The following is a 15,407-nucleotide window of genomic DNA, read 5'->3' as shown; positions in this document are numbered from 1 at the left end:
GGTCGTCAGTCTTTCCGAGTAAACGGTGTGAAGAGGTCGGCACCGGGCCAGTCACGCAAGGCGACGATCTCGGCGTCAGGGCCGCGTGTCCAGTTTGCGGCGTCATGCGGGTTGCCCGATCCGGAAAAGACAGCGGTTGCAGGCCATGGGAACACAGGGCGGGTCATGTCGGGCAGCGGCGCCACGCCCAGATCCCGTGCGGGTGGATGGCCGCCCCCGCCTTCCACTCCGTCAGGTTGGCCGAAGGTGGATGTTTCGGCGGTCGTTGCGGTGGCGATTGCGTCGGGGGCAATGCCGGTCTCCACCCAATCCAGAATCGGGGTCAGCAGATCAAGTTGCGACGGACCCTGCCCGCCGCCGCAATGGCCCATGCCCGGCAACAGATAGAGCCTAGAGAACGCCTGTACCTTGTCAGTCCCCATGGTGGCGATCATCGCCTTGTGCAGCGCAAGCGTGTTGGCGGGTGCGATATGGGGATCGGCGAGGCCATGCCAGAGGATGAGCTTGCCCCCCATTCCGGCAAAGGCCGAAAGCTCTGGGCTGGTCGCGTCAATCATCGGATGGCGCGCGCGCAGCGCATCAAGCGTGGCGGTCGAGAACTCAAGATCCTGCAGCGTCATCTCCGGGCGCGGCGGATCGAAGGCGAGGTTCTGCAGCACGGGTTCGGCAATCATCTTGCTGAAGGGCTGCTGATCGACCTCGTCTGGCACGAACACGCCTTGCCAGTTCAGTTCCGAGCCAAAGGTTGACTGCCCCTGCGTCAGTGGCAGGCCCGCCGCATCGCGCGGACCGTCGTAGATCTTGCGGACTGCGGTGATCTCGGCTGGCGTCAGGCAGGTGGCATCATCACGCCCATCCGCACAGGCAATGGTGGCCGCGTCGAACTGGCAGAGCGCCGGCTGCGAGATCAGCCCATCGGCCAGACCATCTGTTGCGTCGCAGGCCGCAATTACTGCCGCATGCAGCGCAGGCAGCTTGTGCGATAGCAGGATCGGCCGACCCTCGGCATCCATGTTAGACCGCGCGAGCCAGCCGTGGTGCAACGTGTTCTGCACCTGGAAGAGCATGGCGGGCGCACCGGCAATGATCCCGTCGAAATCGTCGGGATAGCGCAAGGCAGCCATCAAGGCTTCACGTCCACCATCCGAGCAGCCGTTGAAATAGCTGTAGCGGGCAGGCTGACCATAATACGCTTGGATCAAGGCCTTGGCCGCAAGCGCCGTGACATGCTGCGCGCGATGCGAGAAATCAGCGTAGCGCTGCGGATCGAGCCCCCATGCCGCCCCCTGCCCCGAATGGCCCATGTCGGTGGCCGCCATGACAAAGCCGCCATCGTTCAGGACCTGACAGCCGCTCGACGCACCCGAGCGCAGCGTGATAGTGCCGCACAGCCCGCCACAGCCGACCTGCAGATAGCGCTGCGTCCACGTCTGCACCGGCAGCAGCACCTGAAAGTTGATCTCGGGCGCCAGCGTCCCTGTGACCGAGCAGACCGCGATCCCGTCGCTTGTCGTTTCCTCGGCGGAGCTGACAGAACTGCCCGCCCCCCCGATGGTGGCCAGATCGACCGCAGCCAGCCCGGCGCAGGGCGTGGCGGCGGCCATCGGGGCCAGATCCTCCGCGGCACGCGCGGGACAGCTGGATCCAAGGCCGGCGATCAGCAGGACGGCGACAAGAGGGATCAGGCGCACGGCAACCTCTCAGATGTATTTCAGGCCCTTTGCTTCCAGCGTCGGGCGCATGTTGTAGATATCGAGACCAAGATCCCCGGCGGCAAGGCGCTGGCGTTTGGCCTCTTCGGCGGCAAGACGCTTTTCGGCTGCGGCAAGAACAGCCTCAGCCTCTGAACGCTTCACCACGACAACTCCGTCGTCATCGGCCACGATGATGTCACCGGCATCAATGGCTTGACCTGCACAGACGATCGGCACATTGACCGAGCCGAGCGTCTCCTTGACGGTGCCTTGGGCGCTGATTGCGCGCGACCAGACCGGAAAGCCCATGGCGGTGAGGTCACGCACGTCGCGCACGCCTGCATCGATGATCAGTCCACGGCAGCCGCGCGCCATTGCACTGGTGGCCAGCAGATCGCCGAAATAGCCGTTGTCGCATGGCGAGGTCGGCGCAAGGACCAAGAGATCGCCGGGCTGCAGTTGCTCGATGGCAACATGCACCATCCAGTTGTCGCCGGGCGGCGCGCTGATAGTGACGGCCGAGCCTGCCACCTGGGCCCCGCCAAAGATCGGGCGCATGTAGCTGTGCAGACACCCTTTGCGGCCCTGCGCTTCATGCACGGTTGCCACACCTGCTTTCGCAAGTCCGTCGATCACCGCAGCGTCGGCACGGGCAATATTCTGGATGACGACACCCATGATGCTCTCCAATCTGAAAACGGGCGGGGCACCTTCGCCCCGCCACAACGCATTACTTCTTCACCGGCGGCGTACCGTGGGTGTGGAAGCTCTCGATGGTCTTGAGACCCCAGGCCTGTCCCTTCATGCGGTCGGCCTGCGTCCATTTCACGGGCTGCCAGTCCGGTGCGAGGATCAGCCGGGCTCCGGAATTGGCAAGTTCGACCCGGTTGCCTGCGGGCTCCCAGACATAGAGGAAGAAGGTGCCCTGCACCGCGTGCTTGTGCGGTCCGGTTTCGATGTGAACGCCGTTCTGCAGAAAAATGTCTGCCGCGCGCAGGATATCCTCGCGCTGGTCGGTGGCATAGGTGACGTGGTGCAGACGCCCCACACCGCCACCATGTTCCTCGGTGCAGGCAAGGTCATAGGTCTTGTTGTTGATGGTGAACCAGCAACCACCCAGCCGGCCATTATCGAGTTCGATGTACTCCGTCACACGGCTGCCAAGGCAGGTCTCCATAAAGCGGCGGAATTCGGTCACGTCCGCGGACAACAGATTGAGGTGGTCGAGCCTGCGGGGTGCGGCACCGCTGAAGGCACTGGCCGTGTTCTTCAGCGCGGCGCGCTCGGCCTCGTCCTGCGGCTGATACCAGACGGTGTCATAGTAGATCTCGAAGACATGGCCGAAGGGATCCTCGAACCGGAAGGCGCGGCCATGGCTTGGGTCGCCGTCGTTCCAGCCGTGGACCTTGTAGCCAGACGCCTCGATCGCCTTCACGCGGCGCTCCAGCGCTTCGGGGCTGGCGGCGCGATAGGCGATATGCCCCACGCCCGTCGTGTCAGACCGCGTCAACTTCAGCGAGCAGTATTCGTAATCGTCCCAGGCCCGCAGATAGGCACTGTCTGCGTCCTGCCCCGACAGCTTCAGCCCGTAGACACGGGTGAAGAAGTCAAGACTTTCGTCAAACTTGTCGGTGAACATCTCGACATGGGCCAGATGGGCCAGATCGAAGGACGGATTCGTGGGGATAGTCATGGTTCCTCCTGTGGCACGCGCCCCGCCCCACCGTTAGCGCGGGTGCGGTAACGAGACTTGCGCCATGTCCCTGTAGGGGAAAGGCTGCCGCAGGTCCTCCGCCTGCGGCAACCGGAAAGATCAGAGACTGTCGACCGTGCGTGGGAAGATCGACTGGAAGCCTTCTGCGTATTTGCAGTTTCGCCCGCCAGACTGACCGCCGGAATTGCGGGTAAAGTGATTGGCACGGTTCTCGGCCACGTTCTTGTAAAAGTGCCAAAGGTGCTCCTGCCCCTCCATGCACTGGATCGCGGCCCATTTCTTTTCCCAGACAGGGGTGATGTCGAGGAAGGTATCGGGCTTCCAGCCCATCTGCTCGGTCTGGTGCGGCTCGAACAGGTAAAGCTGCGGCGCGCCCAGAACCTTCTGGCCCGGATTGTGCCCCCATGCCTGCGCGGTCGAGCGACATTCAAGCACGACTTGCGTGGTCAGCATGTGGTCGGTGTTATAGGGGTCGAATTGGCTGTGCGACAGCATGAAGGCGGGATCGACCGCGCGCATCACGTCGACCAGACGGTCCTTGTGGGCGCGGGTGAATTCCAGCGGGTAGTCGCCCATGTCAAACTCAATCAACTCATGCACACCAAGGGCCATGGCAGCCTTTTGCGCTTCGGCACGCCGCACCTCTTTCACGCGGTCCAGCGTAATGCCGGGCTGCTTCCACAGCTTCGCGCTTTCACCGCGCTCGCCATAGGACAGGCAGACGACGGTGACCTTGACCCCCTGCTCGGCATGAAGCGCAATCGCACCCCCGCAGCGCCAGACAAAGTCGGCGGCATGCGCCGAGATGACAAGCGCGGTCTTGTCCTTGGTGGTCATGATTTCCTCCTGCAATTCTCTGTGCAGGTTGTGGCGCAAGCCGGCGGCCGGGCCAATTCAGAAGCCCGGCCGCGGCGATAAGTTTGGGCTATAGCCACTGGATCAGCGCAGCGGATCGCGGCAAGCTGCCGACCGAGGAGGACGAGCGATGACCAAGGATTTTCCGCGAGTGGCAATGGTGGGGTTTGGCGAGGCCGGGCAGGCTTTCGTCACTGGGTGGGGCGATGCGGCACGCGGACGGACCCGCGCCTGCGACCTGCGCGCGGGCGATCCCGCGATGCAGGATGCGGCCGCCTCGCATGGTGTGGAATGCGGGACCGATCCAGCCACCGCTCTGGCCGATGCCGGGGCCGCCTTCTGTCTGGTCACCGCAGATCAGGCCCTGGCGGCCGCGATCGCCTGTGCGCCGCATTTGCCCGAAGGGGCTTTCTGGCTTGATGGCAATTCCTGTGCGCCGGGCACCAAGCGCGCCGCGGCGGAGGTCATAGAGCGTGCTGGCGGACGCTATGTCGATCTGGCGATCATGGCGCCGGTGTATCCCCGCCTGCACCGGACGCCCGGCCTGCTGGCTGGCCCCAACGCCGCGGCGGCCTTTGCCCTCGGTCAGGCGCTTGGCATGGACTGGCAAGTTGTGGGCGAACGTATCGGAGATGCTTCTGCGATCAAGATGCTCCGGTCGGTGATGATCAAGGGGTTAGAGGCGCTGAGCGCAGAGTGTCTGCTCGCCGCCCGCCGCGCAGGGGTCGAGACAGAGGTCCTGGCATCGTTGCAGGCTTCGGACCCCGGCTGGAACTGGCGCGCACGTGGCACCTACAATCTGGAACGCATGATCGTTCATGGCGCGCGTCGGGCTGCGGAGATGCGCGAGGTGGCGGCAACTCTGCGCGAGCTGGGCCTGCCCGATGCCATGGCGCAGGCAACCGCCGGCTGGCAGGACCGCATCGCCGGACTGCATTTGACCGGTGGGGATGGTGATCTGGTCGACCGCGCCGACCGGATCCTCGCATCGCTGGCACCCGAGGCAACGCAATGAAATCGAACCTTCGCCATTTGCGGGTATTCCAGTCCGTCGCACAATCGGGATCGGTCACCCGCGCAGCCGAGACTGCGCATGTCTCACAGCCCGCAGTCACCCAGGCGCTGGCCAAGCTGGAGCGGCTTGCAGGACAGCCCCTGTTTCTGCGCCGACCACAGGCGCTGTTCCTGACCCACGCGGGCGAAGTGCTGGCCGCCCGTGTCGCACGGTCCTTCGCACTGCTGGACCCGGTGCTCTCTGATCTCGCGCCACGTCTGACGTTGACCGCGAGTTCGGCGCAGCTGCAGGCGCTGATCGCCACGCGCGAGGCCGAGAACTTTACACTCGCCGCACGTCGCATGGGGCTTGCTCAGCCCACCGTTCATCGCGCCGTCAGCCAGCTGGAACAAGAAGCTGGCCGGGCGCTTTTCGAGCGGACCGCGCATGGCCTTGTCGCCACCCGCCCCGCACAGGCATTGGCGCAGGCGGCCCGGCTTGCCTTCGCCGAACTGGATCAGGCAGAGGCAGACCTGGCCGAGTTGCTGGGCCGCGAGGTCGGGCGCATCGTGATCGGGGCGATGCCGCTGTCGCGGTCGTCGTTGTTGCCGCAGGCGATTGCCCGGTTCAGAAAGCGTCGCCCGACCCTGCCGGTGCGCGCCCTCGATGGCCCCTATGCCGACATGATCGCTGGCCTGAGACGCGGTGAGGTGGACTTTCTGATCGGCGCCCTGCGCGATCCCGCCCCCATCGGCGATATCGTACAGGTGCCGCTGTTTGACGACCGCTTGCAGATCGTCGCCCGATCAGGCCATCCCGCGCTGGATCTGCCCAACCCCACACTGACCGATCTGATGGCCTATCCTTTTGTCGTCAGCCCCGAAGGCGCCCCCGCCCGCACCGCATTCGACCGGATAACCGGCCGTGCGGGTCACCCGCCCAGCCTGGTCGAGACCGGATCAATGGTCCTGATGAGAGAGCTTCTGCAGATCTCTGACCACCTGGGATGCATCTCGCAGACCCAGATTGCAGCCGAGGTCCGCCTTGGGGCTCTGGAACCTGTGCCGGTCGATCTTGCCGACACGACGCGCCCCATCGGGCTTACGCATCGCGCCGACTGGTTGCCTACCCGCGCGCAGGGCGAGTTTCTGGAGGATTTGCGAACAGTCGCGTTCGAGAGCCCCACCATATCGCTCTAGCAAGAACTTATACCGCACCTTCCGCTTCTGAATGGTCCGACGCCCCCCTTTCGGACGACAAGCGACTTAGCGGGAGGGGAGCCCCGTCACATCACACAGAAACGGCAGCGACCCACGCGCCGGACACTCAAGGAGGAGCCAAGATGTCGATGATGAAACTGCTGACCAGTGCCGTTCTGGCCTGCGGCCTGGGCCTTGGCGCCGCCGGGGCACAAGAGCTGAAGTTTGCCAACTACATGGCGCCGACCCATCCCTATGTCGCGGGCGCCTTCGACCCGCTTGCCGCAAAGATCGCCGAGGCGACGGGCGGCGCCGTCACCGTCAAGGTCTACAACGGTGGCGAGTTGGGCGCAGGCCCGGCAGATCAGTATTCGCGCGTCGTCGATGGTGTGGCCGAGCTTGCCGTTGGGCTGCCGGGCTATACGGCTGCGAACTTTCCGCTGACCTTGCTCACCGAACTGCCGGGCGTGCTGACCGAGGCCGATGGCACCGCGACCCTGTGGAAAAACATCGACCTGCTTGGCCCGGAATACGAGCGGGTGAAACTGGTGTCGCTGTGGTCCAATGCCCAGAACATTCTTTACACCCGCGACAAGCCGGTGCGCACGCCCGACGACGTCAAGGGCATGAAGATCCGCGTCCCCTCGCGCAATGCGGGACTGATCGTGGAGGCCTGGGGCGGCTCTCCCGTGTCGATGCCGGTGTCAGAGATCTACAACGCCATGCAGACCGGCGTGATCGACGCCGCCATGATCGACGGCACCGCCACCATGGCCTTCAAGCTGGGCGAAGTGGCCAACTATCTGACCGTGGGCATGGACACGGCCATCTCGCCGTTCTTCATCCTGATGAACCGGGATGCGTTTGATGGCCTGTCGGCCGAGCATCAGGCCGCCGTTGACGCGGTGGGCCGCGAGGTTTCGGTTCTGGGCAATCAGGTGCAGCTGAGCGAGGCCGCAAAAGGCATCGAGAAGTTTGGCGCAACCGAGGGCAAGGAGCTGATCAAGCTGACGCCCGAAGAAGCCGCAGCCTTCAATACGCTCTCCGCGCCGGTGGTGGATACAGTTGTGGCCGAAACGGGTGGTGACGCCCAGGCGATCATCGACGCTCTGCGGGCCAAGTAAGTGGCGGCGCAGGTATCCGAGGCCCGGTCGACATGGTTCGACCGGGCCAACCTCATCCTCGCCATGGCCGCCGGGGTGAGCCTTCTGTTCATGGTCGTGCTCGTGGCAATCGGCGTTGTGCTGCGCTTTGCCTTCGCCACACCGATCCTGGGCATCAACGAGATTGTTCAGCTGAATTCGGTCGCCGTGGTGATGCTGGCCCTGCCCTGGGCCACGGCTGAAGGCGCCCATGTGCGAGTTGACGTTCTGGACGCCGCAATCGGCGCGCGGTGGCGCTTTGTCGGCGATCTGATGTCGCGTCTGCTGTCGGGCTTTGCGCTGGCGGTGCTCGTCTGGCGCTCGGCGCTCAAGGCCATCGACGCGGCGAAGTATGGCGATGCAACCAACATGCTGGGTCTGCCGATCTGGCCCTTTTACGCGATCCTCGCATTGGGCATGGCGCTGTGCGTCGTCGTGCTGGCGCTGCAGGTCGTGCTGATCCTGAAGGCGGGACCAAGCGATGAATGAGACGATTGTGGGACTTGTCGGGATCGGCGGGCTGTTTGCCCTGATGATCCTGCGCACACCGGTGGCATTCGCCATGCTTCTGGTCGGCTTCTTTGGCACCTGGGTGCTGAGCGGCTTCAAATCGGCCGGGGGTGTTCTGCTGACAGAAAGCTATGCCGCGGTATCGGGCTATTCCCTGATCGTGGTGCCGATGTTCATCCTGCTGGGAAATGTCGCATCGGCAGCGGGCTTTTCGCGCGGCCTTTATGACGCGGCCTTTGCCTGGGTCGGTCGGTTCCGCGGCGGACTGGCATCGGCCTCGGTCATCGGCTGTGCGATGTTCTCGGCGGTGTCGGGCTCGTCGGTTGCCACCGCAGTCACCATCGGCAAGGTTGCCCTGCCGGAAATGAAGCGGCTTGGCTATGGCCCGGCTCTCTCGACTGGTGCGGTTGCCGCCGGCGGCACGCTGGGCTTTCTGATCCCGCCTTCGACCGGCTTCGTGATCTATGCCATCCTGACCGAGGAATCGATCGGGCGGCTGTTCATGGCGGGGGTGATCCCCGGACTGCTGCTGATGTGCCTGTTCATCGCGACAGTCTGGATCATGTCGGTGATCGACCCGGCGGCCGGGCCGCGTGGCCCTGCAGTTCCCATGGCCGAGAAGTTCCGTCTGGCCCTTGGGGCGGCGCCACTGGTCGCAGTGATCTTACTGTCGATCGGCGGGATTTATGTGGGTGTCTTCACGCCGGTTGAAGCTTCGGGTATCGGCGCGGCACTGGTGATCCTGCTGGCGCTGGTCTCTCGCAGCCTGACCGCGCCCAAGTTCCGGCAGGCGATATTCGACACGGTCAAGACCTCGGCCATGCTCTATATGGTTGTGATCGGGGCCAACGTGCTGAACCCCTTTCTTGCGATGACCCATATCCCGACCACGCTTGGCGAGGGTCTTGCGGGGCTTGGCCTCGGCCCCTATGGCGCGCTGGCCGTAATCGTGGTCGCCTATGTGATACTCGGCATGTTCCTCGACGGGCTGTCGATGCTGGTGGTGACCATCCCTATCGTGTTTCCGATCATGATGCAGAACGGCTTCGATCCGATCTGGTTCGGTGTCGTCGCGGTGATCGTGGTCGAGATGGGGATGATCACGCCGCCTGTGGGACTGAACGTCTTTGTCGTCAAGGGCATCGCCCCGGATGTGCCAATGGCGACGATCTTCAGAGGGGTACTGCCCTTTCTGTTCGCCATGTTGATCTGCCTGCTTCTGATCGTGATCTTCCCGCAGATCGCACTGTTCCTGCCGAATACCATGTTCGGTTGATGCGCGGGGCCTGACGGCAGTCGTCACGCCCTTGGAAGGAAAATACGGCCGGGACGCAATGTCCCGGCCGTATCAGTTTCAGCCCTACGCTCAGAACGAATGAGTATAGGCGATGTTCAGTGTTCCGACACTGCGGTCACCGCCAAGCCCGTCGAACCGGCCGTAGGACACATCCAGATAGTCGCCGTTCTTCAGGATGGCCACCGCACCGAACTTGGTCACAAGGATATCGGGATCATCGACAACGAGATCGAGGTCATTGATCACCTCGCGCTCATAGCCCACTTCGAGATAGGGGCCAAAGTCGCCCGGTTTATACGCCGACTTCAAGATCCGCACACGGGCCGACAGCGTCGCATATTCGTCATCAGGCCCGACCGTGCCCTCATTCACGCCCCCAAGGCTGTTGGTGACGGTCTCGAACGAGGTCTTTTGATACAGCGCGCGGAACTTGGGCCGGACGACCCATCCCTCGGGGATCGCGGACCAGTGATCGTGCTCGAAGTTACCCACCAAGGTCGTCTCGAGGTAGAACTGCTCATTCTCCTGATCGGTATCCAGATCGGCAAAACCCAGCGGGATCGAGGTGCTGGAATCGTTCCAAGTATAAAGCGCGCGGGTCGCGAGGCCCCACTGTTCGTTGAACTTCTGCAGCCAGTCAAACCGCAGACCGCGCGCGTCTGTGCGGATCGTGCCACCGTTGTGACGGATGTCGACATCGGTCGCGCCCAGCACAAGACCAAAGCCGAGCAGCGTGTTGTCAGACGGCATCATCAGGTACTGCAGCAGCCCCGACGGGCCCTGGCTGTCGGCGTAGGTCTTGTTCTCGTCGGCCCAGGTATTGGTCCAGGTCCCCTTCAGCCTTACGGCCGAGTTGCCATCCGGAAGGCTGAAGGCAAGCGTCACCGGCACGGTCAGTTTCTCGGCCGAATCCTCGTAACCCTCAAAGTCACCATCGGCAAAGGCAGCGGCGATCTGAGAGCGCGACATGGCCTGACGGGTCTGGACCGTGCCATAGCTTTCATCCTGCCCCAGTTCCGACCACAGGCCGGTGGAGCCGAAGGTCCGGGCGAACTTGTCCCAGGCTTTGGGCGGGCCGGACGGCTTGCCGTCTTGGGCCATGACGGGGGTTGATGCCAGCACCGCCAGAATGGCTGCGGCGGGCAATGCGAGTTTCCTGTTCAAGTTGGTTGTCCTCCCTCGTGATCCGCAGAACCATCTGCGGGAATGCGTCCCCGATCGTGGGAAAACAGGCGTTTTGCGACAAGGAAGGCCCCGTGATCTGTTCACTATATGGAAAGGGAGCCAAGGCTTGGCGCAGGCTGTTGCTGCGTTGCCGATCGAGCCAGACCGCATAAAAAAGGGGGCGGCCTAAGGCCGCCCCCATTGCCGCATTTCAACGGATCAATCCGCTTCGGCAATAACGGGATTCTCGATCGCTCCAAGCCCCGATATCTCGGCGCGCATCACATCGCCGGGCTTGAGAAAGCGCCCGGTCGGCGCCCCGATACCCGACGGCGTACCGGTCGCCAGAATGTCGCCGGGCTCCAGCGTCATGACCTGGCTCAGGTACTCGATCTGCGCCCAGATGTCGTGGATCATGTCATCCGTCGGATGGTCCTGACGCAATTCGCCGTTGACCCATAGCTTCATCTCCAGTGCCAGCGGATCGGCGATCTCGTCATCGGTGGTGATCCAGGGGCCAGTGGGGCCAAAGGTGTCAAAGCTCTTGCCCAGCGTGAAGGTGGGCGACCGCTTCAGCCAGTCGCGCGCGGAAACATCGTTGACGATCATGTAGCCGGCAATCACCCCGCGCGCCTCGGCTGCCGGCACGTTGCGGCAGCGTTTGCCGATTACCACACCCAGCTCCACCTCATAATCCATCGCATCGGTCGCCTGCCATTTGACCGCCGGATCATAGGGCCCGATGATGCAGCTGACCTGCTTGTTGAACCAGAGCTGCGAGGTGGGAATTGGAATACCCGCCTGCCGCGCCTCCTCGGCGTGCTTGGCATAGTTCATCCCGATGCCCATGAACTTGCGCGGATCGGGCAAGGGTGCCTCAAGCCTGACGTCCTCCAGCGTGAACCCCGGCCCCTTGGCCGCTTCCAGCGTCGCACGCAACAACGGAAGACGTTCGATCAGGTCACGCATCGAATGACCCACGCCCTCCACCGCCGAAAGGTCGATAACCCGGCCCCCGTCCAGCTTGCCGATGCGGGTGGTTCCGCTTTCAGTGAATCGCAGCAGCTTCATAAATTCACGTTCCTTGCCTTTAGCCGTGTTTGGTGATGGTTATCTGCGACAGAACGACCTGCCAGCCGTCGGCGGTGTGCCGGGCCAGCACGGTGCCGAACCCCTCCAGCCGTGCCAGCTCGCCACTCTCGATCCGGCGGACGGTGTTGACCGTAGGCCCCGTGATCAGAGCAACTCCATGGCCTGACCGAACATCGAGCACGCCACGTTCGATCGATACGAACCCTCCCATGCGGGCGACATGGGCGATGAAGGCGGGCTTGTCATGGACCAGACCCGAGCTGTGGACATGGATCAGATCCGGGGCCAGCAGCCGCTCCAGCGAAACCAGATCGGGCTCCACCAGGGCACGCTGGCGCTCTGCCTCGAACCCGAGCAGTTCGGCCGCCATGGCCGAGGCCGGATCGACAGGGAGCAGCGCCCCGGTCATACGACCCCCTCATAGCTGCCGCCGTCGAGTTGCAGGTTCTGGCCCGAGATGTAACCCGCAAGGTCAGAGCAGAGGAAGGCGCAGGCGGCGCCGAATTCTTCGGGCCGGCCAAAGCGCTTCGCGGCGATGGTCGATGATGCCCGCGCACGCGCCTCGTCGCGCGTGATACCCTCAAGCTTCATCAGGCGTTGGGCCATGAATTCCTGCCGGGGGGTGTCGATCCGCTCTGGCAGAAGGTTGTTGATGGTGACGTTTTCTGCCACCACCTCGCGCGAGATCGCCTTGGAAATCGCCGTCAGCGCCGCGCGAGCCGAGGTGGACAGACCCATGATGTAATGCGGCGCCTTTACCATCGCAGAGGTGATATTGACGATACGCCCAAAGCGGCGTGCGCGCATCGCGGGCAGGTAGGCGCGGATCAGTTGCACCGCCGGGATCATGTTGGCCCCCATGGCACCGATCAGCGCGGCTTCGTCCCAGTTCTCTACCCCGCCAGGCGGCGGGCCCGCGTTGTTCGTCACAAGGATATCGACGTCGGGCAGTTCGGCGAGGATGGCTGCCCGACCCTCGGCAGAGTTCAGGTCTGCCGGGATGATGCCCACCTCGGCACCCGGCGCCTCGGCCCGCACGGCATCGGCGGCAGCGGCCAGCCTGGCCGCGTCGCGGCCGTTCAGCCAGACGGCCACGCCCTCTCTTGCCAGGGCAGTCGCGCAGGCCAGACCCAAACCCTGCGACGAGGCGCAGACCAGCGCGCGACGACCCTTGATACCCAGATCCATGTTCGATTCCTTCAGTTCAGCAAAGTACTTCGGCCAGAAAGCCCACTGTGGCCGCCCAGGACCGCCGATCCGCCCGGGCGTTGTAGCGGGCAAAGGGTGGTCGGCCCGGTGCGTCGGGTTCGGTAAAGCCGTGCAGGGTGCCGCCATAGACATCGGCCTGCCAGTCAAGGGCGGCGCGGCCCATACCGGCGGTGATCCGGGCAAGATCGGTCGGGCTGGCCAGCGGATCGTCGGCGCCGGTGCAGATCAGGGCCTCGCCGGGCTGCGCGCCCGCCCAGTCGTCGCCGACGACATCCAGACCGCCATGCAGGCTGACGACCCCCGCGAGCGCCGCCCCCGTGCGCAGCATCTCCAGAACCGAGGCGCCGCCGAAACAGTAGCCGATCGCCCCGATGCGCGCGGCGTCGGTCTCCGGCTGTGTGGCAAGGGCGGCCTGCGCGGCCGCAAGTCGGCCCATCCACATCCCGCGGTCCTGCACAAAGGCCCCAAGCTGCGGGCCGATCAGGGCGGGATCGGTCAGAAGTTTGCGTCCGCCCCACATGTCCACCGCCAGTACGGCATAGCCTTCGCGCGCAAGGCGTTCCGAGGATGCGCGAATGAAATCGCCAAGCCCGTGCGCGCCATGCACGACCAGCACTCCCGGAAGATTGCTGGCACCGTGGGGCACATGGAACAGCCCCCGCATCTCGCATCCGTCGTGGCTGTAGGCCAGATCGCGTACCGTTACCATTCCTGCCGTCAGCTCCATATCAAGTCGGGTGCAAGACCCATGGATCCGACTGTTCCGGCAAGCGCCTCCCCCGGCAAGGCGAGGCGATGCATTTGTTCACATAGCGAAAACTGCCTCGTGGATCGGCCACGGAGCGTCGCGCATTTCACATGGTGAACAACCCGGCGCGATGCACTTGCGATGTGGGCGGCGGGTGGCCCTGATCAAATCGGGCCACCCTGCCCCCAACTGCCAGAACAAGGACTTCCCGTGCCCCATTGCATCGTCGAGTATTCCGACAATCTCGAGCCCGATGGCCGAATCCGCGAATTGTTGGACAAGATCGCGGCCCAGTTTCGCAGCGCGCCGGATGTGTTCCCGCTTGGCGGGGTGCGCATCCGTGCGCTGCCCGTCCATGACTATGTCATTGCTGACGGAAATCCGGATCATGCCTTCGTCAATGTGGTGTGCCGCATCGGTGCGGGACGGCCGCTCGACGTGCGTCGCGCATTTTTTGGCGCAACCTATGAACTGGTGGTCGCACATTTCGCCGCGATCAGCGCGCAGCGCGGGCTTGGCATAACCTTCTATGTCGATGAGGCAGACCCGGAGGGGTCGTGGAAGACCAACTCCATCCACGCACATATGAAGAAGGGATGATGCGATCATGATCTTCACCGGCCGCCCGACCAGAGAAAAAGGCCCCCGGAACGCTCCGGGGGCCTTTCTCTCCTCTGCCTGGACTGGGCCGCTCAGACCATGCCGAGGAACCGCTCCAGCGTTGGCAGTTCCGACTTCAGATCCGGCAGAGCGGGCGGCGAGCCGGCGAAAGTGGTCGCCTCGTTGAACCACTTGGCCTGCGCGGGCAGACCCCATTGGTCGGCGCGGCGCGGGTCCTGCAGGTCCCAACCGATCGGGTCTTCAAGGTCGATTGTCTGGTAATGGGTGTTGAACAGCTCGATCCGGTGCCCGTCAGGGTCGCGGAAGTAGATGAACATCGCACCCGAGATGCCGTGACGGCCCGGACCACGCTCAAGCCGGCGGCCCAGCCCCATCGCGCCCGCAACGTCACAGGCATGGACGAGGTCGTGGGCGTCGCGCAGCAGATAGGCGAAATGGTGCAGCCGCGGCCCCGGACCATTGGTAAACACCAGGTCATGCGGGTTGCCCTTGCGCTGAAGCCAGACACCCCAGAGGTTCTCGCCCCCGTCGTCGATCGAATAGGTGTATTCCGAGGCACGGAACCCCAGCGGATGCCAGAAGTTGAAGGCGCGCCGTACGTCCTGGGCCTGGATCTGCCAGTGATCCAGCCGCTGCGCCGAGGCGCCGTGATAACGGTCGTAGGACATGAACAGCCGCGGCTGGGCCGGCATGGATGCGGTCAACTCTACCGGCATACCGATGGCATCGTTGAAATGCAGCGTCTTGCCCTGATAGGGCACATCCACGATCCGGGCCTCGGTGCCGATGCTGTCGAAATAATCCTTGGCCTTCAGGATGTCATCATCGGTCAGCACGCGCAGGCCGATGCGCTGGCATTCTGGGGTCGCACCCTTGCGCAGAACCAGACTGTGATGGCAGCTTTCTTCACGGCCACGCAGATAGACGGCCTCGCTGTCTTCGGCTGTGACCACCAGACCCACAAGATCGGTGTAGAAGGCCTTCGATGCGTCAAGATCAGCGACGGTCAACACGACATGGCTTGCCCGCGTGATGTTGAACGGGGGTGTCAGGATGGGTGCGGGAAGTTTCATTCGGTCCTCCAATGGCGGGCGGCCTCCTTGCCGCCCCGGGGCTGCGGCCCCTTGCTTCGCCTGATCAAGCTTTGCGCCTTGGAGTGTCGCGGACA

16 protein-coding genes are annotated in these 15,407 nt (G+C 63.9%); 6 read left to right on the top strand and 10 right to left on the bottom strand.

Annotated features, from left to right (window positions below; translation table 11 throughout):
• Positions 1-5: 5 nt before the first annotated feature.
• From FQU74_RS00970 to FQU74_RS00955, 4 genes are all read right to left on the bottom strand, one after another.
• The gene (locus FQU74_RS00970; RefSeq protein WP_146284500.1) at positions 6-1,691 is read right to left on the bottom strand and encodes a tannase/feruloyl esterase family alpha/beta hydrolase; all 1,686 of its coding nucleotides are present in this window, start codon (positions 1,689-1,691) and stop codon (positions 6-8) included.
• Between the two features lie 9 nt (positions 1,692-1,700).
• A complete protein-coding gene (locus tag FQU74_RS00965) occupies positions 1,701-2,372 on the bottom strand; it encodes a 4-carboxy-4-hydroxy-2-oxoadipate aldolase/oxaloacetate decarboxylase (RefSeq protein WP_146284498.1) in 672 nt (223 codons plus the stop codon).
• A 52-nt stretch (positions 2,373-2,424) separates the two neighbouring features.
• Positions 2,425-3,387: a VOC family protein gene (locus FQU74_RS00960; RefSeq protein WP_146284496.1), complete on the bottom strand. Its 963-nt coding sequence runs from the start codon at positions 3,385-3,387 to the stop codon at positions 2,425-2,427.
• 120 nt (positions 3,388-3,507) lie between these two features.
• Entirely contained in the window at positions 3,508-4,245 is a 738-nt protein-coding gene (locus tag FQU74_RS00955; RefSeq protein ID WP_146284494.1) for a PIG-L deacetylase family protein, read from the bottom strand.
• Between the two features lie 148 nt (positions 4,246-4,393).
• Here FQU74_RS00955 and FQU74_RS00950 point away from each other — a divergent pair, with 148 nt between their 5' ends.
• The 5 genes from FQU74_RS00950 (at position 4,394) to FQU74_RS00930 (ending at position 9,384) form a co-directional block, all read left to right on the top strand.
• Entirely contained in the window at positions 4,394-5,278 is an 885-nt protein-coding gene (locus FQU74_RS00950) for a DUF1932 domain-containing protein (RefSeq protein WP_146284492.1), read from the top strand.
• The gene (locus tag FQU74_RS00945; RefSeq protein WP_146284490.1) at positions 5,275-6,456 is read left to right on the top strand and encodes a LysR family transcriptional regulator; all 1,182 of its coding nucleotides are present in this window, start codon (positions 5,275-5,277) and stop codon (positions 6,454-6,456) included. The genes FQU74_RS00950 and FQU74_RS00945 overlap by 4 nt, the downstream gene beginning before the upstream one ends.
• A gap of 143 nt (positions 6,457-6,599) precedes the next feature.
• A complete protein-coding gene (locus FQU74_RS00940) occupies positions 6,600-7,580 on the top strand; it encodes a TRAP transporter substrate-binding protein (protein ID WP_146284488.1) in 981 nt (326 codons plus the stop codon).
• Positions 7,581-8,087, top strand: a complete 507-nt coding sequence (locus tag FQU74_RS00935) for a TRAP transporter small permease (protein ID WP_229704474.1) — start codon at positions 7,581-7,583, stop codon at positions 8,085-8,087.
• Positions 8,080-9,384, top strand: coding sequence for a TRAP transporter large permease (locus tag FQU74_RS00930; RefSeq protein WP_146284486.1), 1,305 nt, complete (start codon positions 8,080-8,082; stop codon positions 9,382-9,384). The genes FQU74_RS00935 and FQU74_RS00930 overlap by 8 nt, the downstream gene beginning before the upstream one ends.
• Positions 9,385-9,474: 90 nt before the next feature.
• Here the strand turns inward: FQU74_RS00930 and FQU74_RS00925 are convergent, their stop codons facing one another.
• The 5 genes from FQU74_RS00925 to FQU74_RS00905 form a co-directional block, all read right to left on the bottom strand.
• On the bottom strand, positions 9,475-10,569 hold the full coding sequence (locus tag FQU74_RS00925; protein WP_146284484.1) for an autotransporter outer membrane beta-barrel domain-containing protein: 1,095 nt from the start codon (positions 10,567-10,569) through the stop codon (positions 9,475-9,477).
• A gap of 219 nt (positions 10,570-10,788) precedes the next feature.
• On the bottom strand, positions 10,789-11,640 hold the full coding sequence (locus FQU74_RS00920; RefSeq protein ID WP_146284482.1) for a fumarylacetoacetate hydrolase family protein: 852 nt from the start codon (positions 11,638-11,640) through the stop codon (positions 10,789-10,791).
• Between the two features lie 19 nt (positions 11,641-11,659).
• Positions 11,660-12,070 (bottom strand): nuclear transport factor 2 family protein, encoded by a 411-nt coding sequence (locus FQU74_RS00915; RefSeq protein ID WP_206664978.1) that lies wholly within the window; start codon positions 12,068-12,070, stop codon positions 11,660-11,662.
• Positions 12,067-12,849: an SDR family oxidoreductase gene (locus FQU74_RS00910; protein WP_146284480.1), complete on the bottom strand. Its 783-nt coding sequence runs from the start codon at positions 12,847-12,849 to the stop codon at positions 12,067-12,069. Before FQU74_RS00910 ends, FQU74_RS00915 begins: the two co-directional genes overlap by 4 nt.
• A gap of 16 nt (positions 12,850-12,865) precedes the next feature.
• A complete protein-coding gene (locus FQU74_RS00905) occupies positions 12,866-13,597 on the bottom strand; it encodes a dienelactone hydrolase family protein (protein WP_146284478.1) in 732 nt (243 codons plus the stop codon).
• 231 nt (positions 13,598-13,828) lie between these two features.
• On the opposite strand from FQU74_RS00905, the gene FQU74_RS00900 reads away from it, so the two are divergent.
• The gene (locus FQU74_RS00900) at positions 13,829-14,218 is read left to right on the top strand and encodes a 5-carboxymethyl-2-hydroxymuconate isomerase (RefSeq protein ID WP_158635496.1); all 390 of its coding nucleotides are present in this window, start codon (positions 13,829-13,831) and stop codon (positions 14,216-14,218) included.
• A 92-nt stretch (positions 14,219-14,310) separates the two neighbouring features.
• Here the strand turns inward: FQU74_RS00900 and hpaD are convergent, their stop codons facing one another.
• On the bottom strand, positions 14,311-15,312 hold the full coding sequence (gene hpaD, locus FQU74_RS00895; protein ID WP_146284474.1) for a 3,4-dihydroxyphenylacetate 2,3-dioxygenase: 1,002 nt from the start codon (positions 15,310-15,312) through the stop codon (positions 14,311-14,313).
• Positions 15,313-15,407 lie beyond the last annotated feature (95 nt).

It is taken from the genome of Gemmobacter aquaticus (assembly GCF_007859075.1).
In the GTDB taxonomy this organism is placed as follows: Bacteria; Pseudomonadota; Alphaproteobacteria; order Rhodobacterales; family Rhodobacteraceae; genus Gemmobacter; species Gemmobacter aquaticus.
This window is presented reverse-complemented; position numbering and strand designations above follow the sequence as displayed.

Coding starts and splice junctions, on each gene's coding strand:
- FQU74_RS00960 (WP_146284496.1), bottom strand. CDS start 3,387: ATGACTATCCCCACGAATCCGTCCTTCGATCTGGCCCATCTGGCCCAT.
- FQU74_RS00905 (WP_146284478.1), bottom strand. CDS start 13,597: ATGGAGCTGACGGCAGGAATGGTAACGGTACGCGATCTGGCCTACAGC.
- FQU74_RS00940 (WP_146284488.1), top strand. CDS start 6,600: ATGTCGATGATGAAACTGCTGACCAGTGCCGTTCTGGCCTGCGGCCTG.
- FQU74_RS00930 (WP_146284486.1), top strand. CDS start 8,080: ATGAATGAGACGATTGTGGGACTTGTCGGGATCGGCGGGCTGTTTGCC.
- FQU74_RS00910 (WP_146284480.1), bottom strand. CDS start 12,849: ATGGATCTGGGTATCAAGGGTCGTCGCGCGCTGGTCTGCGCCTCGTCG.
- FQU74_RS00950 (WP_146284492.1), top strand. CDS start 4,394: ATGACCAAGGATTTTCCGCGAGTGGCAATGGTGGGGTTTGGCGAGGCC.
- FQU74_RS00965 (WP_146284498.1), bottom strand. CDS start 2,372: ATGGGTGTCGTCATCCAGAATATTGCCCGTGCCGACGCTGCGGTGATC.
- FQU74_RS00945 (WP_146284490.1), top strand. CDS start 5,275: ATGAAATCGAACCTTCGCCATTTGCGGGTATTCCAGTCCGTCGCACAA.
- FQU74_RS00920 (WP_146284482.1), bottom strand. CDS start 11,640: ATGAAGCTGCTGCGATTCACTGAAAGCGGAACCACCCGCATCGGCAAG.
- FQU74_RS00955 (WP_146284494.1), bottom strand. CDS start 4,245: ATGACCACCAAGGACAAGACCGCGCTTGTCATCTCGGCGCATGCCGCC.
- hpaD (WP_146284474.1), bottom strand. CDS start 15,312: ATGAAACTTCCCGCACCCATCCTGACACCCCCGTTCAACATCACGCGG.
- FQU74_RS00915 (WP_206664978.1), bottom strand. CDS start 12,070: ATGACCGGGGCGCTGCTCCCTGTCGATCCGGCCTCGGCCATGGCGGCC.